Annotated in this window: 24 protein-coding genes; 11 read left to right on the top strand and 13 right to left on the bottom strand. The window is 35.7% G+C overall.

Translation table 11 applies throughout. The features are described from left to right. From ACKI4H_RS01230 to ACKI4H_RS01245, 4 genes are all read left to right on the top strand, one after another. On the top strand, positions 1-804 hold an 804-nt coding region (locus ACKI4H_RS01230; RefSeq protein WP_407303325.1), incomplete at its 5' end, for an N-6 DNA methylase. Positions 805-819: 15 nt separating this feature from the next. Continuing rightward, positions 820-2607: a restriction endonuclease subunit S gene (locus ACKI4H_RS01235; protein WP_407303326.1), complete on the top strand. Its 1788-nt coding sequence runs from the start codon at positions 820-822 to the stop codon at positions 2605-2607. Beyond that, on the top strand, positions 2607-3434 hold the full coding sequence (locus ACKI4H_RS01240) for a DUF3883 domain-containing protein (protein ID WP_407303327.1): 828 nt from the start codon (positions 2607-2609) through the stop codon (positions 3432-3434). Before ACKI4H_RS01235 ends, ACKI4H_RS01240 begins: the two co-directional genes overlap by 1 nt. A gap of 126 nt (positions 3435-3560) precedes the next feature. Further along, complete coding sequence (locus ACKI4H_RS01245; protein ID WP_407303328.1) at positions 3561-4925, top strand: hypothetical protein; 1365 nt, start codon at positions 3561-3563, stop codon at positions 4923-4925. 628 nt (positions 4926-5553) lie between these two features. Here ACKI4H_RS01245 and ACKI4H_RS01250 read toward each other — a convergent pair. From ACKI4H_RS01250 to ACKI4H_RS01270, 5 genes are all read right to left on the bottom strand, one after another. Next, a complete protein-coding gene (locus ACKI4H_RS01250; RefSeq protein WP_407303329.1) occupies positions 5554-5703 on the bottom strand; it encodes an OmpA family protein in 150 nt (49 codons plus the stop codon). Between the two features lie 180 nt (positions 5704-5883). Continuing rightward, positions 5884-6648 carry an alpha/beta fold hydrolase gene (locus ACKI4H_RS01255; RefSeq protein WP_407303330.1) on the bottom strand — a complete coding sequence of 255 codons (765 nt, stop codon included), beginning with the start codon at positions 6646-6648 and terminating at the stop codon, positions 5884-5886. A 1565-nt stretch (positions 6649-8213) separates the two neighbouring features. Beyond that, positions 8214-8966: a zeta toxin gene (locus ACKI4H_RS01260; RefSeq protein WP_407303331.1), complete on the bottom strand. Its 753-nt coding sequence runs from the start codon at positions 8964-8966 to the stop codon at positions 8214-8216. A 4-nt stretch (positions 8967-8970) separates the two neighbouring features. Continuing rightward, on the bottom strand, positions 8971-9228 hold the full coding sequence (locus ACKI4H_RS01265; protein WP_407303332.1) for a hypothetical protein: 258 nt from the start codon (positions 9226-9228) through the stop codon (positions 8971-8973). A 276-nt stretch (positions 9229-9504) separates the two neighbouring features. Next, entirely contained in the window at positions 9505-9861 is a 357-nt protein-coding gene (locus ACKI4H_RS01270; RefSeq protein ID WP_407303333.1) for a hypothetical protein, read from the bottom strand. Positions 9862-9986: 125 nt separating this feature from the next. On the opposite strand from ACKI4H_RS01270, the gene ACKI4H_RS01275 reads away from it, so the two are divergent. Next, positions 9987-10595, top strand: a complete 609-nt coding sequence (locus ACKI4H_RS01275; protein WP_407303334.1) for a LexA family protein — start codon at positions 9987-9989, stop codon at positions 10593-10595. A 144-nt stretch (positions 10596-10739) separates the two neighbouring features. On the opposite strand, the gene ACKI4H_RS01280 is transcribed toward ACKI4H_RS01275, so the two are convergent. Further along, positions 10740-10886: a hypothetical protein gene (locus ACKI4H_RS01280; protein WP_407303336.1), complete on the bottom strand. Its 147-nt coding sequence runs from the start codon at positions 10884-10886 to the stop codon at positions 10740-10742. Between the two features lie 317 nt (positions 10887-11203). On the opposite strand from ACKI4H_RS01280, the gene ACKI4H_RS01285 reads away from it, so the two are divergent. The 4 genes from ACKI4H_RS01285 (at position 11204) to accC (ending at position 15031) form a co-directional block, all read left to right on the top strand. Continuing rightward, entirely contained in the window at positions 11204-12520 is a 1317-nt protein-coding gene (locus tag ACKI4H_RS01285) for a Y-family DNA polymerase (RefSeq protein ID WP_407303337.1), read from the top strand. A gap of 236 nt (positions 12521-12756) precedes the next feature. Beyond that, positions 12757-13212: a type II 3-dehydroquinate dehydratase gene (gene aroQ, locus ACKI4H_RS01290; protein ID WP_407303338.1), complete on the top strand. Its 456-nt coding sequence runs from the start codon at positions 12757-12759 to the stop codon at positions 13210-13212. 16 nt (positions 13213-13228) lie between these two features. Continuing rightward, entirely contained in the window at positions 13229-13645 is a 417-nt protein-coding gene (locus tag ACKI4H_RS01295) for an acetyl-CoA carboxylase biotin carboxyl carrier protein (RefSeq protein WP_407303339.1), read from the top strand. 18 nt (positions 13646-13663) lie between these two features. Next, positions 13664-15031, top strand: a complete 1368-nt coding sequence (gene accC, locus ACKI4H_RS01300) for an acetyl-CoA carboxylase biotin carboxylase subunit (protein ID WP_407303340.1) — start codon at positions 13664-13666, stop codon at positions 15029-15031. Positions 15032-15107: 76 nt separating this feature from the next. On the opposite strand, the gene ACKI4H_RS01305 is transcribed toward accC, so the two are convergent. Beyond that, positions 15108-15590, bottom strand: coding sequence for a hypothetical protein (locus ACKI4H_RS01305; RefSeq protein ID WP_407303341.1), 483 nt, complete (start codon positions 15588-15590; stop codon positions 15108-15110). Between the two features lie 470 nt (positions 15591-16060). Here ACKI4H_RS01305 and ACKI4H_RS01310 point away from each other — a divergent pair, with 470 nt between their 5' ends. Then, a complete protein-coding gene (locus ACKI4H_RS01310; protein ID WP_407303342.1) occupies positions 16061-17551 on the top strand; it encodes an amidase in 1491 nt (496 codons plus the stop codon). Between the two features lie 33 nt (positions 17552-17584). On the opposite strand, the gene ACKI4H_RS01315 is transcribed toward ACKI4H_RS01310, so the two are convergent. The 4 genes from ACKI4H_RS01315 to ACKI4H_RS01330 all read right to left on the bottom strand — a co-directional run bounded on the left by ACKI4H_RS01315 (position 17585) and on the right by ACKI4H_RS01330 (position 21013). Then, a complete protein-coding gene (locus tag ACKI4H_RS01315) occupies positions 17585-18742 on the bottom strand; it encodes an MFS transporter (RefSeq protein WP_407303343.1) in 1158 nt (385 codons plus the stop codon). A gap of 383 nt (positions 18743-19125) precedes the next feature. Then, positions 19126-19686, bottom strand: coding sequence for a glycine zipper domain-containing protein (locus ACKI4H_RS01320; protein ID WP_407303345.1), 561 nt, complete (start codon positions 19684-19686; stop codon positions 19126-19128). 759 nt (positions 19687-20445) lie between these two features. Continuing rightward, positions 20446-20718, bottom strand: a complete 273-nt coding sequence (locus ACKI4H_RS01325; protein WP_407303346.1) for a hypothetical protein — start codon at positions 20716-20718, stop codon at positions 20446-20448. Between the two features lie 127 nt (positions 20719-20845). Beyond that, a complete protein-coding gene (locus ACKI4H_RS01330; RefSeq protein WP_407303347.1) occupies positions 20846-21013 on the bottom strand; it encodes a hypothetical protein in 168 nt (55 codons plus the stop codon). A 1119-nt stretch (positions 21014-22132) separates the two neighbouring features. Here ACKI4H_RS01330 and ACKI4H_RS01335 point away from each other — a divergent pair. Next, complete coding sequence (locus ACKI4H_RS01335) at positions 22133-22768, top strand: SOS response-associated peptidase family protein (RefSeq protein ID WP_407303348.1); 636 nt, start codon at positions 22133-22135, stop codon at positions 22766-22768. A 141-nt stretch (positions 22769-22909) separates the two neighbouring features. On the opposite strand, the gene ACKI4H_RS01340 is transcribed toward ACKI4H_RS01335, so the two are convergent. Together ACKI4H_RS01340 and ACKI4H_RS01345 are read right to left on the bottom strand one after the other, a co-directional pair. Then, a complete protein-coding gene (locus tag ACKI4H_RS01340) occupies positions 22910-23167 on the bottom strand; it encodes a hypothetical protein (RefSeq protein ID WP_407303349.1) in 258 nt (85 codons plus the stop codon). Positions 23168-23391: 224 nt separating this feature from the next. Next, positions 23392-23601 (bottom strand): hypothetical protein, encoded by a 210-nt coding sequence (locus tag ACKI4H_RS01345; protein ID WP_235942475.1) that lies wholly within the window; start codon positions 23599-23601, stop codon positions 23392-23394. Between the last annotated feature and the right edge of the window lie 507 nt (positions 23602-24108).

Genomic DNA, 24108 nt, shown 5'->3' on the forward strand with positions numbered 1-24108 from the left:
AGTATTTTTGGTATCGAAAAAAAGCCATTACCGCATTTGCTTTGCACCACCAATATGATTTTGCATGGTATTGATGTGCCAGTGCAGATTCGCCGAGATAACACTCTGTCTTATCCTTTAATTTCATGGGGTGCAGATAAACGTGTGGATGTGATTCTGACCAACCCTCCATTTGGCGGTACGGAAGAACAAGGCATTGAAAAAAACTTTCCTGCAAAGTTCCAGACTCGTGAAACTGCTGATCTATTTATGGTGTTACTGATTCAGCTTTTAAAAGCTAATGGTCGTGCAGCAGTGGTTTTACCTGATGGTTTTATGTTTGGTGAAGGCATTAAAACAGCGATTAAAGAAAAGCTGCTGACGGATTGTAATTTACATACCATCATTCGTTTACCGAAATCTGTATTTGCACCTTATACATCGATTAGCACCAATATCCTGTTCTTTACTAAAGGTAAGCCAACCGAACATGTTTGGTTCTATGAGCATCAATTATCGCAAGGTGTGAAGGCATATAACAAGACCAAGCCAATTCAGCTCAAAGAGTTTGACTCGATTAAAGCATGGTGGGGCAACGAAGCAGACGGTTTTGCCAGTCGTGTGGAAAATGAACAAGCATGGAAAGTTTCTAAACAAGAAATTTTAGATCGTAACTACAACTTAGATATTAAGAATCCGCATCAAGTGGAAGAGGAAGTCCAAGACCCTGAGGAATTGTTGGCGCAGTATGCGGATTTACAGGCTGAGATCTGCAAAATCCGCAATCAGCTTAAAACGATTTTAGATGAAGCGTTAAGCCAATAATTTAGGGTGAATGAGATGACCAATGTAAAACAGCTCATTACAGAGCATTTAGATATTTGGCTGACTGCGGAAACTGAGAAAAAGTCAGGGCGTGGGCGTAGTTCGGGTTCGAGTGATACGATTTATGGCGTACAAAAGCTTCGTGAGCTCATTGTAAATTTAGCACTTACAGGAAAATTGGTTGAACATATTCCATGTGATATTTCTGTTGCGGAAGTAATCAAAAAGATTGAGGAAGATAAAAAACAACTAATCAAAGAAGGAAAAATAAAAAAAACTAATAAAAAATATATTCAATCTGAAAGTGATACTGAAATTCCATTTGGTTGGGAACTAACAATTATCAATAATTTAATATTTGATATGGATGCAGGTTGGAGTCCCGCATGTTTATCTGAACCTGCCAACGATAATCAATGGGGTGTTTTAAAGACAACTGCTGTTCAATCTAATTATTTTTTAGCTTTTGAAAATAAAGCCTTACCTGAAAGCTTAAGCCCTAAAAAAGAATACGAAGTCCAAGCAGGTGATATTCTAGTAACTAGAGCAGGACCATATAATCGTGTTGGTATAGCTTGTTATGTAGAGAATGTTCGACCTAATTTAATGATTTCAGATAAGTTAATTAGGCTGAAATACAATTCAAATTATATCAATGGTAAGTTTTTTGCTTTAAGCATAAATTTTGGTCCTACCTGTATTTACTTAAAAGAAAATCAATCTGGTATGGCAGAAAGTCAGGTTAATATTTCACAAGATAAATTAAGATCCGCATTAATTTTAATCCCACCACTTGAAGAACAACAACGTATTGTTGAAAAAGTGGATGAGCTGATGCAACTTTGCGATCAGCTTGAGCAACAGCAAACTTTAAGCAGTGATGCCCATGCCACATTGGTAGATACATTGCTAAAAGCCTTAACCGAATCAAACGATGCCGAAGAGTTTCAAGCCAACTGGCAACGCATTGTGGCTAACTTTGATTTGTTATTTAGCACAGAATACAGCATTGAGCAGTTAAAACAAACGATTTTACAGCTTGCTGTGATGGGTAAATTGGTGAAACAAGACCCAAGTGATGAAAGTGTAGCTACATTATTAAAAAGAATAGAAAAAAATAAGAATGAGAGAGTCAAAAATAAGGAGATACAAAAGCCTAAATCTATTATTGTTGATGATTCATTACAATTTGATGCTCCTGAAACTTGGAAAAAAGTACTTCTTAACGATATAGCATTTGTTACTAAACTAGCTGGTTTCGAATATACAAAATATATGAAATTAGAAGATTCTGGACAAGTACCTGTTATTAGAGCTCAGAATGTCAAGCCATTTGAGTTGAATGAAAGCAGTTTAAAGTACATAGATTTGGAAACATCTAAAAAATTACAAAGATGTGCTTTAGATAGAGATGCCTTATTAATGACATTTATCGGAGCGGGTATTGGGGATGTTTGTATCTTTAATAAAAAACAAAGATATCATTTAGCACCGAATGTCGCAAAAATCGAACCTTTTGCTGATACTGATCTTAAATATCTTTTAATTTTTTTGAATAGTCCAATTGGTAGAGATGAAATATTTAAATCTTTAAAAGCGACTGCACAACCAAGCATATCAATGACTACAATTCGTGAAATTTGGTTGCCGTTACCCTCATTAGATGAACAGAGACGCATTGTAGAGAAAGTAAATCAACTTTATTCTATGATTGAACAGCTTCAAACTTTACAAAGTAAATTACAGAAAACTAAACTTCATTTAGCCGATGCTTTGATGGCAAATGCAGTGGAGGGGGTGTGATGTTTAAGGTTGAAATTCATGCTCCGAATCGTAAGGAAAAGGATAAAATTTTAAAAACTGAAATTTTAAATCGCGAAAGTTATGAAATATTTGAAGATTTAAATAAATTATGTGGTGGTAAAGCTCTTCACGCTATAGCCAAGAAGAATGAACCACTGATAGCCTACGAGGTTTATAAAGGTTTTACCCTGGTTTTTAAAGCTAATAAAATTAGTTCAACATTTTATGTAAAAACTACCTATAGTTTTGGTGATATTAGAGATTTAGGTATTTTTACGTCTAATAAAATAAGGATCACCAAGCCTGAAGACGCTCATTCTGCTTTAAAGGCGATTCAAGGTATAAAAGAAGCGAAAGAGGTATTAGTAATTTCTGATGTAAAATTTACACAATATAAGAAATTAATCGAGCATGCTTCGACTGCTTCGACTGCTTCGACTGCTTCGACTGCTTCGACTGCTTCGACTGCTTCGACTGCTTCGAAAAAGAAAGAATTATCTCCTGAAGATCTATTAAAAAAGCTCGAACGCCACTCTGAAATTGGTAAAAAAGGTGAGTTATTTGCAATTGAGTATGAGAAGAAACGACTTAAAGATAGCTATCGCAGTATTACTGAAGCTGAGTTAGAACAAGCCATTAAACATATTGCTATAACTGATGTTGCAACAGGCTATGACATAGAAAGTCACTACAATGGTGAATCCCGCTATATTGAGGTAAAAACCACAATTTCCAAAGCTGAAAGTGATTTTTTCTTTAGCTTGAATGAGTACGAGGTATTAAAAGCTAAAGGCGAAGAAGCTTATATCTATCGTATTTTTTTTTGAGGAAAAAGACTCTTACCCTGAAGTTATAGAGCTTAATGATCCTTTTGGTGAAAGACATCCAAAGAAACTAAAACCTGTTGCTTTTAAAGCCAATTTAAATGATTTTGAAATTTAACGGATATAGTGATGGAACGTGGCGAACTAATAAAATCTGCGGCTTTTTGGCTGAATGTGTTTAAAAATGATATTAATACTTTGGGTGGTCTTATAGGTATTACTCACAATTCTGGTCATTTTGATCAGTGGTTTAGTCTATATAATAAGAAGATAGAAATTACAAGTAATAGCATTGCTAATATTTTAAGTTCTTTGGATTGGCAAACTTGTCTAAAGTTCTGCTTAGATATGTCTAAAAAAATGCCAGAACCCGTTTTATATAATATGGTTATGTTTTTTTATGATGATGACATACCCGCTATTTGTTTAGACTCACGTAAAGAGATTATTGCTAATTTACCTGAATATTTTTGTGGTTCAGATTCAAGAGTTAAATTTTTAAGGAAATATTTTTATATTTCACAATATCAAGACTATACGAGTAAAAATAGCAAACCATCAAAATTCAATCAATTAATTGAGCTTGTCGATAATCTAAATGCATGGTCATTGGATGAGTTGTTTGAATATGTTGGTGCTTATACCTGTGCTACTCGTAGCTTTAGAAAAGTAATCTTAGAGATTTTAGACCCCAACTTTAGAACAGAAGAAGAAAATTCAAAATTAGTCAAAATTTTCAATGATATAGTGAATAAAGATTACTGTGGATTAGTGCCTGACAAAGAAAAGTCGAAATATCGTACCCGTTATAAATTTGTCGAAGTTAGAAAAATTTCAAATAAAGTTCCACAAAGATTAATTTTTGGAGCAAAAGGTGTTAAACCAAACTTTGGAATCACTGATGTTATTGATGGTGACATTAACTTAGTTGCTAATGATGGCGAAGCACTTATCTATGACCAGAAAATAGAAGACAGTCTGAATTGGTCAGAACTATTAGAATGGTGGAATGATTACAATTTAGATTCGAAAATTTCTCTCAAAAAACGTCTGATTGAGTCTTTGGATTCAGAACCTGAAGTTCTATTCTTTAAAGCATATTTCCAGAACTTTTACTCTGAATTAGGTGAAAATTTACCCGCACTAATTCCGCAAGTTTATGTGGCGTATGACCCAATTTCTGCTAAAGACCTTCCGAATGGAAAAACCAGAATTAGACAACGCATTGATTTCTTCATGGTTTTACCGAATCTAAAACGTATCATTATTGAAATTGATGGTAAACAACATTATGCACATGCAGATGGTCGTGCTGATACCAAACGTTATGCTGAAATGGTCAGGGTAGACCGTGACTTACGTCTAAGAGGTTATGAGGTTTATCGTTTTGGTGGTGCGGAGTTCTATAATGATCAAAATACACCCGAAGAAAATGCGACATCTGTGGTCAAAGACTTCTTTACGGCACTATTTAAACAGCACGAAATTCTATAATTTTTAAAAATCAAAAATATATACTCATATCTAATTGATTTTTAATTATTATTTTTACTACCTAGGCGTTGGTAGGCTAATTTCAATGAATTTGTACCTAACGCTTGTAGGCTGTTAAACAATTGATTAATCTTGTTTTTAGCAAGTAGTCTTTAGTGATGTTTGGCTTTTGTGTTGATCTGGTATATGTCGGTTGAACTCGCTTATGTTTCGAAAGTGGGAGAAACGGTCTAAATTTTTAGACAAGTAAAATATACAAGTCATAAAAATCCTTTTCAGTTGCGTTTCTCTTGTACGCAGGCGATACAAGAATGTCAGCCCAATTCAGTAGAATTGGGCTGACTCTTTTTATAAAGCTTATTTTGAAATTTTGTCCAAGTGGACTTTATTTCATTTTTAGCTTTAATTTTGGTGTGATTTCATTTTTAACTTTAATTGTAGCCGAAAATTTCAGAATTAGCTTTTTCGGACATCAATATTAATGAACTTATTATCAGTTGTTATCTATTTAACATAATATACATTATACGAAATTATGCTTTTATGTTGCTCAAGCAACATAGGCTTTAAAGCACTTTATCAATCCTGGGATTTTTCCTACGATCTTCAAGCTAATAGATCTAGTTGATCAATACATATTTGCACGCCGTTGGCTCAGTACTTTATTTTTATTGGCATCACCTGAAGAACTATTAGTATGTCCAATAATCTGTATTTTCTTGCTATCAACCTTATTTACAGCAGTTACTATGTCATCCAAGGTCTTACTTATCATCATAATTAACTGAAATTTAAGTATTTAAATGGTAAACCGCTGGCATTAAATCCTGGAATAAAGATTTCGGACATACTGAATATCGTATGCTTGGTTTAAAGAAAACAACTGAAGTGGTACATCAGCTGATACATGAAGGTCAACTATAGGTATAAAGATTTTAGCCTTAGCTTTAATAGTTAATTAATTCAGAAATGTCTGCATATGTTTGATCACTTCATCTGGCTTTTCGCCATGTAGCCAATGTCCTGTATTTTCGATAACTTTAATTTTCGCTTGAGAAAATTGGTCATTAATTGCCTCAAAATGTTCAGGTTTTGAGATATAAAAAGAGTTACCGCCGCGCAGGAATAATGCAGGCTGATTGATTTGTTCGACCTTTTCCCAATCCATAATATCTGGATAATGATCGAATAAAGCCTGAACATTAAAGAGCCACTGACCTTTATTAAAGGATTTTAATAAAAATTGAATCACCATTTCTTCATAAATATATTCACGCATAATTTTTGCTGCTTCAAGCCGTGAAGTAACATTGGCTTGTTGCACTGCGAATAAGGCTTTAAAAATTTCAGTATGATGACTTTCATGATATTGGATCGGTGTAATATCAAGGACGATCAGCTTTTCAGTCTGTTCGCGTGCTAAATCAGCCAACTTCATGGCAATTTTTCCGCCCATGGAATGCCCTACCACAACGAATTTTTGAATATTTAAACTAGATAGAGTTTCAAGTACATCTTCAGCCATAAGCTGATAATTTAAGTCTGCGCTATGACCAGAATGACCATGATTACGTACATCAAGTTGAATCACGGTTCTTTGCTCGGAAAAATGTCGAGCCAATATTCCTAAATTACTTAGACTACCGAATAAACCATGAATAAAAACCAGAGGTGTTTTTTCGGTAAGGGTTTTATTAAGATGAATTTGATAATTTAAAATCATATTTTTTCAGACATTTTTAAGTTAGCTTATTTTTGATGATAATAGGTATTTAATCAATTGCCATTTTATAAAATTATAAATCTACTTAGGCTATTTTAGATCTTCATAAATGATAGCTGTTGAGCGGTATTGGAGTCTAGTCTGGATTAATGCCCGGTATCTCTCTTCAAATAAACTCTATATAAAACAAATATTTGAAATATTAATTTTTTATTATCATTTATGTATTTGAAATTTAATAAATAATTAACCGTTACCAACTCCCTAATAAAAATGAATTTTTGCATTTAAAATAGAAAAATTACCTACTCTGTATTTATTTAATTATAGGCCATATTGCATTATGGAGGTCTCGAGTTTCTAAAAATTCAGCCTTTCTGTTGATCATTAATATAAGTAATGGTGTTTGCTGCACCGCTCTTCGGAAAATCATAGTGAGCCATGCTTATTATAATCAGTCATAAACAAAGTCTCTCCTACCCTTAGATAGCTTAAACATCTAGGCGTATATTTTATTATTTGCTTAGGCTATTTTAAGAATACAGCCCATTTAAATCTCGGCTTGTGATGGTTTTAGCCCTGTCTGAAGGTATATTCTAATTTAGAATACTATTTCATCAATAATGGCACATCGCGAACTTGTAATATCTGTGAGGACATAACTAAAAGTTTTGGTCTGAGTATCAAATCATGCTGAACCTGCGGATATTTCCTCATGAATTTCCCCCATCAATGTACGCTGAATTAACATGCTCATATATCTGACGGCAATAAACTAAACACTTGATAATATATCCCATGCCAATTAACGTCAGGCTGAGCACAGGATAGATTTCAGCAATTCTAACCTAACCGATTCCCAAAGATCACACTGCTGAATACCAGCTTAGAATATATCTTATTTTTTATTAAAATCAATTATATATACATATGCTGTTTTGAGAGCCTGATTATGCACTTCCCTTCGAAACAGAATAAATGCCACGGCGATTGCACCTAACATGACAAATGTTAATTTTGCGACCCTTCAACACTTAGACAGCCGTTTATTCCACAATTCCCGTGTACAACCACAACTCATACGTGTCCACCCCTTAGACCTTACAACAATTAGCATCAAGGGACTCGCCTATTAATTCAATAGCGGAAGTTTGCAGCATGTCATAGAAAACGGCACAACAAATAAACCGAATAAAAACTTATATTGCAGGGGTATTCAATATCGTTTGAGGGTTTAATAGCGGAGCAATCAAACTATTTATTGTATTGATTCCGGAAATACGACTGTTAACGTACAAATACCACCCTTACGGATAAGCCTAAGAAGGTAAATAGAAAGCCGTACGTGAAAGCAGGTTTAGATTTTAAATAAATACCATTAAAACCATAAATTTAGATCAAAAAAATACTGTTACCATAAGGGGATAACGACTCAGTTTTATGTCTAAGATTTAATCAAATTAAACTGATTAAACCCTGAAAATTATATTATTGAGCGTCTTTGATGTTTCAATATAGGATATTAAAAGCATTCTATAGACTCTAAACAGGACATTTATATAATCTTATTGATCTGTAAAATCTTTAAGGACTTTTTTTGCAAACCACCATGGTAATTGTTGAATTTCAGGATTCATTTTTAAAGTTTCTGCAGATTGAATTTCCGCAATAAATGCCGCTTTTTCACCATCTGAAGAATTGTCAAATAAATAGGTTCGATCACTGGCATCTACAGCCTGCATGAGTAAATCCATACTACGATAATAACGTTCCACAATCTTTTGCTCAGGTACAGAATGTCCGCCGACACTGACACGATACTTGACTCGGGCAATATTAATCATCGGATCAACAGTTGAAACATAATACAAATAGGTTTTGAAACCCTGTCGTTTGGCTTCTTGCAGAAACTCTACTTTAGAAATATGCGACATTACCGTTTCAAAAGTAAAACTGATCTTTAAGCGTAAAAATTCTAGGCGAATATAATCAATAATACGTGCGCAGAGATAGGAATCTATTTCTGCTGCATCAAACTGAATGTTTCCATTATCTAATAAAATAGGCTCGCTTTTCAGTAAAGGAAATAACTGTCCAGCATTAGGGCGTTTTTTCTGTTTAAGGAAATGAAGCAAATCTTTTGCTATTAAGGCCGGATGATAAGCCACCAAATCTAGTTGATGATGGATATTCAGATATTGTTCTAATTCATCAGCATTTAAATAAGCCCCTATATGATGGGGCAACAAATATTCCTTGACTGTACTCTTTCCAGATCCGTTGGGACCGGCAAACATCCTTATTCTTGGTTGAGGCATTAAGTTATACAGCTGCCTCTTGCATTCTCTTACGTTTTAAAACTTTAGGAAGATGATCAACACTCACATAAGCGTTCGATAAGTCTTGAATCACGGTTTGATGTCCATTAACTTCACGTTGTAGCAGTTGCTGTTCTTTTACATAAACGACCGTCGCTACCGAACATGCTTTATTAAAGGCATGACGAAATGCATGTATAGCAAGTTTAGGAATCATCTCATCCTCATATTTACCTGCTTTCATGATGGTATAAGCTGTCATAGAACAACTCCCGTTACACAAGGTGGATTTTCGTATTATACTAACATACTACAATAATTGTCTATTTATACACCAACATAGAAATGTAATGCATGGGTAGACAGACTCAATTCAACCTTTAATCATATAGTTTCATTTAAAAGCGATGAAGTGACTTACTAGAAAGTAGCATACCTCAGTAGTTTAAATACTGTTAATTTCTGATCTCGGTGCTTAATAAAATAAAAGCCACTTATTCAGTGGCTCATATCATCAATTTGATCGGCTGATTCTTACTTAAACTTGGCCTTCTTTCCATACATCTTCATAATCTTCACGATCAATCATAAAGCGGAAACCTTCAGCCAAAGCCAGGTACGGAAGGACTTCAGGCAAAATATCCTGTAACTCTCGAACAGTCATGGTTTGAAAAAAATCTTCACCCTCTCCCATTTCCCCACCATAGATAAACCAAGCGACATTTTCTTCAGTTTCAGGCTTTTTACGAATCCCGACAATCGGCTCCTGATTTAAGGTATCTACAGCAACCGCAACAACATCGTCACCACTGACTTTGATATAAGCAGAATCAAATTCCTCGCATAATAGCTTTTGTTCTGCGATTAATTCTTCTAATGGAGATTTCTGGTTCATGGCTTATACCTTGGTAAATTGAGCTGAATAAGACATTTTATCCTAGATCCTAAATATGTAGGCAATCTTTTTATTTTCAGTGTTTTTTGTTAAACTTGAAATAGTTACAAAATCAAGAAATAACAATGAAACCTAAAGATCCCACGATAATAAAGCATAGTCACGGCGGCAGACGCAAAAATTCCGGGCGAAAAACCCAGTATCAAGAAAAAACGGTGGTCATGCGTGTGCCAGAATCTAAAGTGCTGGAAATCAAGGCATGGTTACAGCCAAAGCCTGAAGATGATCGCATTAAGAATATTGAACTGCATCCCATTCAAATCCGAACACAGTTAGATATCCCTTATCCTCTGGAATCGGTTGCCGCGGGTTTTCCATCTCCTGCTCAAGACTACACAGAAGACTTTATCGACTTAAATGAATACTTGATCCATAACCCCCTGAGTACATTTGTATTACGGGTAAATTCTTTGTCGATGAAAAATGCAGGTATAGATATAGATGATCAGATTCTCATTGATCGTAGCTTAAACGCAGAACACGGCGATATTGTTTTAGCTTTAATCAATAATGAGTTTACTGTAAAACGCTTGATGATAGAGAAGCAAAACAATGCTCAAGTCAAGATCTGGTTAAAAGCAGAAAATCCGGAATATCCAGATATTTATCTACGTAATGAAGAACAGTTAATTATTTGGGGAGTAGTAACCTGTATTTTAAAAAAATTACGATAATAAAATTATATAAGTGTACTAAAAATGGGCTTTTCGATTTGACTAAAGCTTTAGTCAAATAAGTATTTTGATTGTCGCAAAGCATCTGACCTTTAATAAGATAAACAAAAGCCCCAAGATAATCTTGAGGCTTTTGTTTAACCCTTAGCGTTGCTGAGGATTTTTTTGCTGCTGTTGATTGGGTTGCTGTTGTTTCCCACCTTGCTGCTGTTGCTGTTTGTCACTCTGTGGGTTATTTTGCTGTTGTTGACGTTGATTGTCATTTTGTTGATTGGATTGTTGATTAGCCATTTCCATATCCATCCTTTAGTTGTTAGGGATATGCCGTACTAATTACGACTCTTACTAATCTAGCGCATATTTTCATTTCACCAACCTTCAAACTGTATCGACTTGATTCATTGTAATATTCAAAATATTAATTTATTGATTTGTAGTAATTCACTCTTGGATAGCTTTACGCTATTAACCCGAATTAAACTGAAGCTTACACGAGGTTAAAGCTCTTCATAGGATGCCCTATTGATTATTCATAAATTTTTAATTTGAGTTTTCTTAATCATCTCTTTATGATTACTTGATAACGTTACAAAATCAAGATTAAAATAATGAAAGAACAACTATTTGCTTTAATAGATATTAATAACTGCTATGTGAGCTGTGAACGCGTATTTAACCCGCAACTGAATGGGAAACCTGTGGTTGTGCTCTCCAATAACGATGGCTGTGTGGTTTCCCGCAGTAATGAAGCCAAAGCTTTAAACATTGGGATGGCTCTTCCATGGTATGAAATTGAGCAAGAGGCTTTACAGGGGGGAGTAAAAGTATTTTCAAGCAATTATGCGTTATATGGCGATATGTCACGGCGCTTCTTTTTAATCTTGCAGCAATACTTTCATATAGATGATCTGGAACCTTACTCTATAGATGAATGCTTTATCCGCTTAACGCCTTATGCAAAAAACCTGGATCTTGAACAATACTGCCATGATTTAATCAGCACGATTAATCAATGGATTGGCTTACCCTGTTGTATAGGCGTTGGTGTTACCAAAACCCAAGCCAAACTGGCGAATCATTTTGCGAAAAAACGAACCGGCTTTCAGTCACTGTGCTTTTTACCAAACTTAGATTTATGCAGTTATGAAAGCTTGCTTCAAGAAACACCGGTAGCAGATGTTTGGGGTATTGGTTGTAAAATCAGCAAGCAACTTCAAGATTATGAAATTTATAATAGCTATGACTTAACTTTTGCCAATGAACATCATCTTGCCAAGCAGTTCTCGGTGCTCATTGCACGCACTATCCGTGAGCTAAAAGGTCAATCCTGTATTGCCTTGGATGATCCTGCAATCCCTTCAAAAAGAATCCTGTCCTCTCGTAGTTTTGCTTCAGCTTTAAGCGAGAATCCCATAATAAAACAAGCCCTTACTTTTCATGTAAACCGTGCTTATAAACGCTTAACTGCACAACAGCAACTTTGCGCATGTGTGCATGTTGCGCTCTATGAAAAAATACCCCATCCACCCTACAAAAAGAGTACTTCCCACGCAGTAGGACTTGAATATGCTACAGATGATTTACTGATTTTAAATCACGCAGCATTAAAGCAAATAGATGTTTTATTTAAAGAAAATAAAAAGTATGTCAAAGTTGAAGTGATGTTTACGGCGCTGCAGTCCAAGCAACAGCATATTCATGACTTATGGCAGCCCTTAGAACTGATTCAACAGCGTAATGATTTGATGAAAATCTTATTGAAAATTAAGCAACGCTACGGTTCAGACTGTATACAAGTTGGTTACCATTCCACCAGTATAGCATGGCAAATGAAACAGCATTACCGATCTCCACGTTATACCACCTGTTGGCAAGAACTTCTAACTATCCATGATTCAGCCCTAGCGGTTACACAAAATAAATGAACTGTTTTGGTCAATTCAGTTTACAATGTAAAAAATAGTAATAATTATAAAAAATGTCATTTTTTAACATTGCCAATTCCTTGCAAAGTTTTCATTATATAGCTCAGTTTTGACACGTAGCTTCCGCATTGATTCAAACAGCTCATAATAAAAATGTGGAAATATATGCCATAATACGCAAACTTTGCTGACATCTTGCAAAGTGAATTTGCAAACTTATAATTGGAGCAAGCTGAATGAGCTCGACCATTTTGGTTATTCATGGACCGAATCTAAATTTGTTGGGTAAACGCGAACCTGAAGTTTATGGACATCTCACCCTAGAAGATATTAATCAGCAGCTCATCGCTCAAGCTCAAAATTCATCTCTTTTATTAGATACTTTCCAAAGTAATTGGGAAGGTGCAATTGTGGACAGAATTCATCAAGCCCAACAAGAAGGCATTCAGTTCATCATTATCAATCCTGCCGCATTGACACATACCTCTGTTGCAGTACGTGATGCCCTTCTTGGTGTCGCAATCCCGTTTATTGAAGTTCATTTATCGAATGTCCATGCTCGCGAAGCATTTAGACACCATTCATATCTGTCCGATAAAGCCGTTGGCGTAATTTGCGGTTTAGGTGCTCAGGGCTACGCCGCAGCACTGAATTATGCCATCGAAAAAATTCAACTTTCTACGCAATCATAATTAGGAATACTGTCTCATGGATATCCGTAAAATCAAGAAACTCATCGACCTGATGATTGAATCTGACTTACAAGCGATAGAAGTTAAAGAAGGTGATCAATCTATCGCCTTAACTCGTCGCAATCCAGTGGTTGCGGCAGGCGTTCCAACCATGACTGCTGCTCCAGCAGCGGCACCTGTAGCAAAAACGCCACGCGGTGCTGTAGAAACCTCACCAATGGTTGGGGTGTTCTATGCTGCACAAAGCCCTGGCGAAGCACCATTTGTTAAAGTGGGTCAAACCATCTCTGCGGGTGATACTTTGGGCATCATTGAAGCCATGAAAATCATGAACCCGATTGAAGCGACTCAAAGCGGTGTAGTTGAAGAAATTTTAGTGAAAAATGGTGAAGTCATTCAATTCGGTCAACCACTTTTCCGCTATCGCGCGTAAAACCACGGGGATTTATAAATGTTGCAAAAGGTGTTAATTGCAAACCGTGGTGAAATTGCTTTACGCATTACCCGCGCTTGCAAAACTTTAGGAATTAAAACCGTTGGTATTTATTCCGATGCCGACAAAGACCTCATGCACCTGCGCTTTGTAGATGAAGCCGTGTGTATTGGTCCGGGTGCAAGTAGTGAAAGTTATTTAAACATTCCAGCAATTATTACTGCTGCTGAAATTACCGGTGCAGATGCCATCCATCCAGGTTATGGCTTTTTGTCTGAAAATGCCGAATTTGCGGAAATTGTCGAAAATTCAGGTTTTATCTTCATTGGTCCACGTCCGGAACATATCCGCTTAATGGGGAACAAAGTTTCTGCCATTACCGCGATGCGTAAAGCCGGTGTTCCAACCGTTCCAGGTTCTGCTCATGCAGTAACTACCAACAACGCCTTGGCTGAAGCGAAAGAAATTGGCTTTCCACTGATTGTTAAAGCTGCTTCAGGTGGTGGTGGTCGTGGTATGCGTATTGTGGAACGTGTAGACACCTTACTTGAATCTGTTCAGGCAGCACAGCGTGATGCAGAAATGTGGTTTGGTGATGACACTGTCTACATGGAACGTTTCTTGCAAAAGCCGCGTCATGTTGAAGTACAGATTTTAGCTGATGGTAATGGTCATGCCATTCACCTTTTTGACCGTGACTGTTCTTTACAACGTCGCCATCAGAAAGTGCTTGAAGAAGCACCAGCACCAAACTTACCTGAACAAGCACGCGCTGATATCTTAGAAGCCTGTGTTAATGCATGTAAGATGATGCAATATCGTGGCGCCGGTACATTCGAATTCTTGTTTGAAGATGATGAATTTTTCTTCATTGAAATGAATACCCGTGTTCAAGTAGAGCATCCTGTTACCGAAATGGTCACTGGTATCGATATTATTGAACAACAATTGCGTATTGCGGGCGGCCTTGGTCTAGAGATTGAACAAGCTGACGTTGAATGTCATGGTCATGCAATGGAATGCCGTATTAATGCGGAAGATCCAAGCAACTTCATGCCATCTCCGGGGAAAATTGAGCATTATTATGCGCCAGGCGGTGCAGGTATTCGGCTGGATTCGCACATCTACCCAGGCTATAGCATTCCCCCTTACTATGACTCAATGATTGCGAAACTCATTGCGCATGGTAAAGATCGTAAAACTTGTATTGCGCGTATGAAACAAGCATTAGAAGAAATGATCTTGACTGGAATTAAGACCAATATTCCTTTGCATAAAGACCTGATCTTGCAAGATGAAAATTTCTGTGCTCAAGCCATGGATATTCATTATCTTGAAAAGCATTTGCTTCAAAAATTGGAAGGTCAACAAAAAGAAGCGTCTTAATACTGATGTTCTAAATAAAAACCGCTCTTCATGAGCGGTTTTTTACATCTATAATTTTAAAGCTGAGTTTTAGCCCTTAAGGTAAAACGCGGCGTAATGTCGCAAAACATTGTTCTGCTTTTTCATTACTACAAAAATTAATGGTTGATGGATTTTTCCATTGCACAAAATACTGGGAAATCTCGCCGGTTTGATCTTCCTGAAGACCTGAACAATCTTTTTCATTATTATCATACTTTACCTGTAAAACCAGTGCTGGCAATAAGGTACGCTCCTCTGGGGATTGCTGATAGTCATAAATACCTGATGACCACTCTTGCCCACTTTTTATAACTACATTGTTATTACTTTTAAAATTGTAATATTCAATGCATTTTTTATTATTGGCAATCTGCATTCCCCACAGGCCAACAATTTCGGGACGAGTCGCCACACGAATTGTATTTGAACTTTCTGTTTCAATTGTGTCAGCTTCTGTTGCCACAACTGCTTTATTGTCATTTGCCATCGTTACAGATGAGCATAATATAAGTAAAATTGTTAGATATGCATTTTTCATACAGAAGTTCAAGGCTAAAAATCTCTTTCTCTAACTTAGCATATTTTTATGAAAAACCAGTATTTATCACCATATTACAACAATATATTTACTCATTTTTTACTAAAAAATAGAAAGATACTTGCTTGAAATGATTAAATTATTTACTTTAAAGTTGAATAGCACCGAGATACTTAATATGATCTGTAATCATAGTGGAGATTTCAAATGATCATCAAATATTTCTGTATTATTTTTTAGCAGAGAAATATAAGTAAAGTAATTTTTTTAACGCTTAAACTATATTTGAAAATGATAAAGAACTGCTCTTTGCACATCCTGATGAGATCATATAAATCCCCTTCTATGCAGCAACGAACCAACACTTTATTAATTAAAAGTCCCGAAGCAAAATCAAGCCAGTATTGCTTCTTCATATAAAATCAATTACAACAACCGAAGTTCATATCAAAAATAAAACCAGGACCTTAATGAATCTTTCTGAATATCTACAATATGATGGGCTAGGATTGGCCAAATTAGTTGCCAACAAAGAAGTTTCGTCTTCGGAATTACTGAACTTAGCATTAAAGCGCGCAAACCAGACGAATCCCCAATTAAATGCCATAATCATTCCCATGCATGACTATGCACAAAAACGCACTCAACAAGAATTAACCGGTCCTTTTGCCGGTGTGCCTTTTTTAGTGAAAGACTTATTTCAAGAATATGCAGGTTATCCCACGTCCTACGGCTGTAAGGGCTTAAAACGTATCAACCATACTTCTGAACAGAATTCTGAAATTGTCAATCGCTGGGAAAATTCTGGCATTGTCACCTTTGGCCGCACCAACACTCCAGAATTCGGGATTAAAGGAATTACCGAACCAGATGCCTGGGGAACCTGTCACAATCCCTGGAATTTAAAACATAATAGTGGTGGATCTTCAGGCGGTTCTGCATCTGCTGTTGCAGCAGGTATGGTTCCCATTGCTGGCGCTGGAGATGGCGGTGGTTCTATTCGCATACCAGCATCTTATTGTGGCTTATTTGGATTAAAACCCAGCCGTGGACGCACACCTTGGGGACCACAAATGAGTGAGGCCATGCATGGTGCAGCTATTCAACACATCCTTGCGAAAACGGTACGAGATAGCGCCGCAATGCTTGATGCGACTCACGGCGCTGAACATAGCTCTTTATTTAAAATTGAACGTCCTCAAGGTAGCTATTTAGACGCCATTCAACATCTGCCTAAAAAATTAACAATTGCTTTTAGTACTCATTCCCCCATTGGCACCCATGTTTCTAAAGATGCGATTGCTGCAGTTCAACATACGGCAAAATTACTGGAGTCATTAGGTCATACTGTGGTGGAAGATACACCACCGATTGACGGTATGGCGCTTGCCAAAGATTTTATTACCACCTGGTTTAGCCAGTTTTCTTATATTCTTGACCAGATTAAACAACAATATCAGGCGAAAAACAGCGATTTTGAACTGGATTCACTCGCACTCGCTGCATTCGGTGGACAAACCACGGCAATTGAATACATTCACAATCTGAATAACTGGGGTGTTTATGCCACTCAAATGAATCATTTTTTCGATCACTATGACTTGTATTTAACACCAGCTACCGCCACTGTCGCACCCAAAAATGGGGAAATTAAAATACCCACTTGGCAAAAACCGATTTTAAAAAGTCTCTTAAAACTGGGCAAAGCCCATTTACTGGCTCAAGGAAAATTGGTCAATCAAATTGTAAAAGAAAATTTAAAATGGGTTCCCTTTACCCAGTTGGCCAATATTACAGGCCTTCCGGCAATGTCTGTTCCACTGTACTGGAACCAAGACAATTTACCTTTAGGTTCACAGTTTATTGCACCTTTTGCCCGTGAAGACTTATTACTACAACTTGCGGCTCAACTTGAGGAAGCCCAGCCCTGGTTCAATCGATACAGTGAAATCCAGCTATAAAATAGACTCTCTCAATATGATTAAACTTTAGGTCTAGGCTTGTTGGATCTGTTTCGGTAGCCATCGAACAAACAGCAAGCCAATTAAAGTTGAAAAACCGGCAATTATAAAAACCATCTCGCCAGAGATCAATTGCCAGTATCTACCTGCCAAGATACTACCTATAGCAACCCCTAAGCCCCACATGGTGCTATACATGGCTTGACCACGTCCTTGTTGCCCCATAGAGAAATTCTGGAAAATAATGCGCATAGCAATCATATGAAACAAGCCAAAACTAAAGGCATGAATGGTTTGTGCTAAAAACTGTGCGGTAAATGAATGGGGTAATAGGCCAACAACCATCCATCTTGCTCCAGTCAACACCAAACATAGGCTGACTAAAGTACGCCAGGAAAATCGAGTTAATAACCTATTGGCAAAAGCGAACATGATAATTTCAGCGATCACGCCAACTGACCATAACAAGCCAATTTCAGTGGTGCTAAAACCCACTTGATGCAAATAGTTACTATAGAAACTATAAAATGGCGCATGGGAAAATAACAACACAAACTCAATTGTAAAAAATGCAGCCACGATAGGCCGTTTTAATATCGGCAATAGTGGTTCCAATTGCATTTGTGAACGCGGTGCAGTAGTCGGTTCTTTAATGCTGAAAGACCAAATAAAAGCCAGAAATGCAATGCACAGCAACATGACAGGCAACATTGAAATAGGAATAATTTCCAATAAAGCCCCGATACCAAAAACGGCTACAATAAAGCCAATTGAACCCCACTTTCGAACTTTACCATACAGTTGAGTTCGATTTTCATCTAACCAGAATAAAGTCACCCCTTCAAATTGCGCTAAAATGGCATTTTGAAAAAAACTAAAAATCAACATGAGTAAGGCGACAGATTGGAAAGTATTTGGAATCAGGAAAATCATAAACCAAATACAGGCTTCCATCCACGTTGCGATGCGTACCAGCAACATTCTTTTGCCAGATTTATCGGCAATCCACCCCCAAATAAAAGGTGCAAAAAAGCGAGTCACAATCGCGATGGAAGATAAGAGCCCAATCTCCTGATAGTTAAAGCCCTGATCTTCAAGATAAAGGCTCCAAAAAGGCATAAAGGTTCCTACTATCGAATAGTAGAAAAAGTAGAATCCTGCCAGTTTATGCTGGATGGGCAAGCTGAACATTTAGCTGTATTCCATTTTATTTTCAACAACTTAATATAATTGATAGTTGCATCATCTGGGATGAAATTTTCATTAATTACAATTTAAAAGCCTACAAATCATTCTAAAAACCTGAAATAAATATTTTCAGGTTTTTAGATTATGGTGAAATATTCTATATATTTCTTGATTTTAGAGAAAAATTTATAAAAAAGGGGATAACTATATTTTCTAGAACGTTGGGAGTGAACTTATTAGTTTCAAATAAATATACCAATGAGGTAATAAATCTGGCAGGAATACAAATACTACTTTATGACTAGATGACATTCATAATTCATAAATAAACCAAACATTTCATGTTAAAAATGGATTGAGATTGCATGAAAGTTCTTTTGAGGCATTTAAGACATTAAAAAATGCACGCGATTCCATGCATCACGTGAAGCATGTTTGGCCTCTTCCCAGGAAAGTCGAGATTCCCCTTTCGATTCTTCCCATATAGAACGAAGATGGAGCTCTATATATTCAAAATTCATTGCTGAATCGTACACAGATAAATCGTTATAACCTATACGATAAGCCTGCCGATAATCTCTCTCATAGTTTAAATCAGGATAATCCTTTAGAGCCAATTTATAATAAAGCTGATAACTACTGTTTTCGCGCCAATAATTATCTTCAATAATAGGGTTTATCGCTTCTGCAGTTGCATGACCGGATACACCACCCACTATTGCACCTAACGCCCCACCGATTAAAGCATCTAATGGTCCACCTATACTACCAATCGTGGCACCTACAGCAGCACCAGCAAGCGCGCCACTAGTCGCCCCTACTACTGCACCCATCGGCCCCAAGGGCTGGGAATCGGATTTATCCGTAACTGGATCCGCATACAAATCCACTTTCACATCATTTTGTAATTTTTTTATACCATTGCGATCATCATTGGAATTCATCAACTTTTCTCCTTATAGCAATTTAAGCAAAAACTTTGGGTAAGGAAAAACACTACATACCTCCAATGTTGAGAGATAGATGGGTAAAGTTTAATTCATCTGGTCTCCAGAAATTTTTATGTGGCTGATGGGTATTTCTGTAAATTCAATTATTGAAGATGTTGGGTAGGTTGATCAGGTTATGGATTAGGCAGATTGGGTGCTTTTTCCTCATCAGGTTTCCGGGAGAATCCAATATGCAGATTTAGCTGATCGGGTTGCGGATTTTGTAGTGGAGTAGCCATCCTTATTCCCCTCCTTTCTTTTATATTGCCTTAATCATGACACTATTAATTTACTCTTTCTTTGGCCTGATCAACCCTCAAATCTGTATCAATTCCCTTCTTTGTAAACCGCATAATTGCATGCTTTTGATTCAAAGGTGCCTGCACTATTGCTACATTCACAATCATTACTTGAACTCACTTCTCTTAAACATTTACCCTACTATTCATGATGAAATTATGTATATAGATGAAGTGGTTTTTAACTTATTGATGAGATCAATGATTCACATACTTGACAGTTATCAAAGTCACTTTTGCGATGTTTAGTCAATGGCACTGAACCAACAAGCAAAATGAGACAAAAAATTTAGCATTCAAAAAAATGAATATTTATTGCAGAGCATTGCGAAGAATTTTTAGGAAGATAGTCTTACTATTGAAATGGTGACTAAATTACTGAAGAATAAACACCTATTAGAGGGGGATATAAGAAAAATTATTTGGAAAGCTGGTGTTGTTCTTCAAAATACTTCTTACAGCCTTCATAAAATTCTTCATTAAAATTCATGGCTGGATCATCCTTATCATCATCACACTGGTCTGCCGACTTAAGCATATCCTGTGCATAGCGGTAACCATTGTATTGTTCGGTACCTTCTTTAAAACCACCAAATTTTTCTGGTTTCACTGAATACTGGAAATATAAAAAGGCCGAAATACCTATAATGGCTAAAATAGCACTTATCATTTTGAATAGTCTTAAGTTCATTTTAATTTATTGCTTACCTATAGATGAAACAACAATCCCTATAAATAATTACACAGCTTATCTGTTAAAAATTTAGAGAGCAATAAAAACCCTGAATACATGGATTCAAGGCGAGTAAAGCAAGATTTTATTTCTGTTGCTTTTGCGGACTTTGAGTTTTCTCATTCGGCTGCTTTTGTGGATTAGATTCCTGAATGTGCTGGTTCTGCTGGTCTGGCTGTGGCTGATTCGGTTGTTTCGGTTGATCAGGCTGTTGATTATGTTGACTTTGCTGAATTGTTTGCGGATTAGCCATTTTTTTCATATCCTCTAGTAGTTTGAAATATGTTGTACCCATTACAACTTTTCACTCTACTCCGGAAATTCTATTATCCTACATTTCATCTGTTTCAATTTTTTTCCATGTAAGTTTAATTTATATATATAATTGATTTAAAAATAAAATACATCTATTTCAATTCACATTAATTACTAAAAATATTAACTTATTAACTTATTAACTTATTAACAAGTTAATTCCAGGCTTACTTAGATTACATCTTTCTTAACCCACATCCATATATCTCTAGTATGCAGATATATATTTAGATTTTTCCCGATTAGGTACTGGGTTGAGTTGGCTCAGTTTAAAGCAAACATTCAAAAATTATAATTTTGAGATATTCAAAATGATGACTTAAAGCTTAATATTTTAACAATGCATCTCAACAGCACTTTAAATTATTTTTATCTGGCCAGGTATTTTTACAGCCACCTAGAATATAAAAAGAAAAAAATTGGCAATATTGAGTATTTAACAGAGATTTAGACAAATTCAATTCTCAGGAAAAAAAGCGCACTCATCTGCTTTACCACATTTGTGACATTCGTGAAGATATCTATTGTGACATTCGTGAAGATATCTATGTTTATGCTCCCCCTTAAATTCATAAACATGAAAGCAAAATAGTTTAGGAAGAAAATCAAGCCTGCTGCTGTCTCCACGAAATTATCTGGAATACTATAAGGATTTAACTCAAACATAATTCTGGATGAAACGATATACATTTCAGTTAAGTTCTATCCTCTATGTTCCAGAGATAATGAATGCATCTTATGGGCAAAAAATTCATTATATTCATTAGTCTACATAGATAATCAAGTTATCAAAATAAGCGGTATATTCTTTTAAATCCGATATAAAATTGAAAAAAAATTATTTTAAGCCTTACTCATTACATTAAAATGGCTTAATTTAAAGCTCAAATAAAGATTAAGCTTAATATATTCAACCATGTAGGTTTAGCTAAATGCAATGTGATTAAAATTCTGACCATAACTGCTTTAATAGGAATGGTTCTAGATTTGTAAGATTTATTATTATTGTTAATTATTTTTGATTTAATGAAAAGGAATAAAAATAAAGAGACAGCTCATGTGTGCAAATTTTGAAGCGATCAAAAAAAATAGAGCCTTTCTTCTGAATCTTCCAGAACCTCCCTTTGAATTTCCTAATGATATTTTCCCTTTATACGATGCGCCAATTTTAATGCATGGCGCAGATCAGCCAGAATGGGATCTAGCCAAATTTGGTCTTATTCCTTTTTGGGCTAAGGAAGTAAAATTTGGTCGTCATACCTATAACGCCAGAACTGAAAGCGTGGCTGAAAAACCGAGTTTTCGACATGCATGGCATAAAAATCAATTCACCCTAGTGCCGGTCGAAACAATTTTTGAGCCCAAATATATAGATGGAAAGCCGCATTGGTTTGGAATTTCTCGTGAAGATAAACTGCCGTTTACACTTGCAGCGATCTATGAAGATGCAGTAGTCGACAATAAACAGATCAGATCAATGAGCTTGCTCACCATAAATGCAGATCATCATCCATTTATGAAACAATTCCATAAACCTAATAGTGAAAAGCGTTCCATTATTGTGATACCTGAAGACAATAGAATGGAATGGCTGAATTGCAACGCTGGCGAAGCAAATCAATTTTTCTTTGAAATGAAAGATGAATATATAGCAATTCCTAAAAAGCACCCCTCAGAAAAGCGACAGTATTAATCTATTTTTTTGATGTATAGGATTATTCAAAATTTTTCAGGTTTGAGTATTCAGTCATCAAATCAAAATCCCAATAATAATCTTTTAAAAGGTGATTTCATTTTCAATAAATCACCAACTAAACAGATTTACCTATTCATACTATCGATCAAAGTACTGCTTACAACCTTGCATAAAATCAGGATTAAAATTCATAGCAGGTTCATCTTTCTCATCATCGCACTGACCTATAGACGTCAGCTGATTGTCTTGGGCATAGCGATACCCATTGTATTGTTCAGTCCCCTCTTTAAAACCACTAAACTCTTCAGTTTGTAGAAAATACTGAAATGTGAAAAATGCAGAGATACCCAGAATGGCTAGAACAGAGCTAAGTATTCTTAATTTTTTTGCAATCATTGTTACTTGCCATATGAGCTTTGATAAAAATACAAATATATATGATTTTGTTAAAATTTTCTTTAATTTTTCTAATCATTATAAATATTTAATCATGATCTATCATTTATAGGGTCAAATTAATTTTTTAAAATCAAGGTGTATAATTATAATTTCCACCCATTTAAATATAAAATTTCATCCTTATAGGCAATAGCATGACTTAAATAAAACATATTAAGTGTCTATTTAAAATGGTCTTTGCACACCCATACCTCTCCATCTATTCGGACACGATCAGGCCCAATTAACTCTAATTTTTTACCATAATAATTGGTAAGATTTATAAAATTTCCATTTTTATCATAATTAGCCCAAACCCCTCTTTGAATATCGGGACTATCCAATTTATAAAATGTGACTAATTTTTGTGGATATGTTGTTGTCATATTCATTTTACATAGACCTTTAATCTGTGAAATCAGGAAGATAGTGTTCTAAAAAAACATCCCCTATAATTCTTGTTAATTTTTCTTAAGATGCTTTACAGAAATGAAGTAAGTTATAGCTTTATCCTATTTACCCATATAAACAAGCTTGGAAAAAATTTTAAAATCCTCATTCATTTTATAAAATTTTATGGGTTTAATGTACTATAATCCTGTTAAAAGAGGCCGAAACCTCTTTCAACATGGCAATGGTATAATGAGCTATTCTTATTTTTCGCTCTGTACCGGCTTTTCAGGCGATCTTTTCTCATTATTCCTATGGTCATGCTCTGGTAAGTGATGGGGTTGTTTTATGGGCTGATTTCGTTGACTAGAATCGGGTGGATTTTGAGACTTAGATTTAGACATAATAGTATTCCTACTGATCACTTGACTTAATGAAAATACCGGTCAAATTATTAATCACAATATCAGCATATACTGAAGTTAACTTAATAAAAATAGTAATGATGT

The sequence above is a fragment of the Acinetobacter sp. genome (assembly GCF_045628685.1).
In the GTDB taxonomy this organism is placed as follows: domain Bacteria; phylum Pseudomonadota; class Gammaproteobacteria; order Pseudomonadales; family Moraxellaceae; genus Acinetobacter.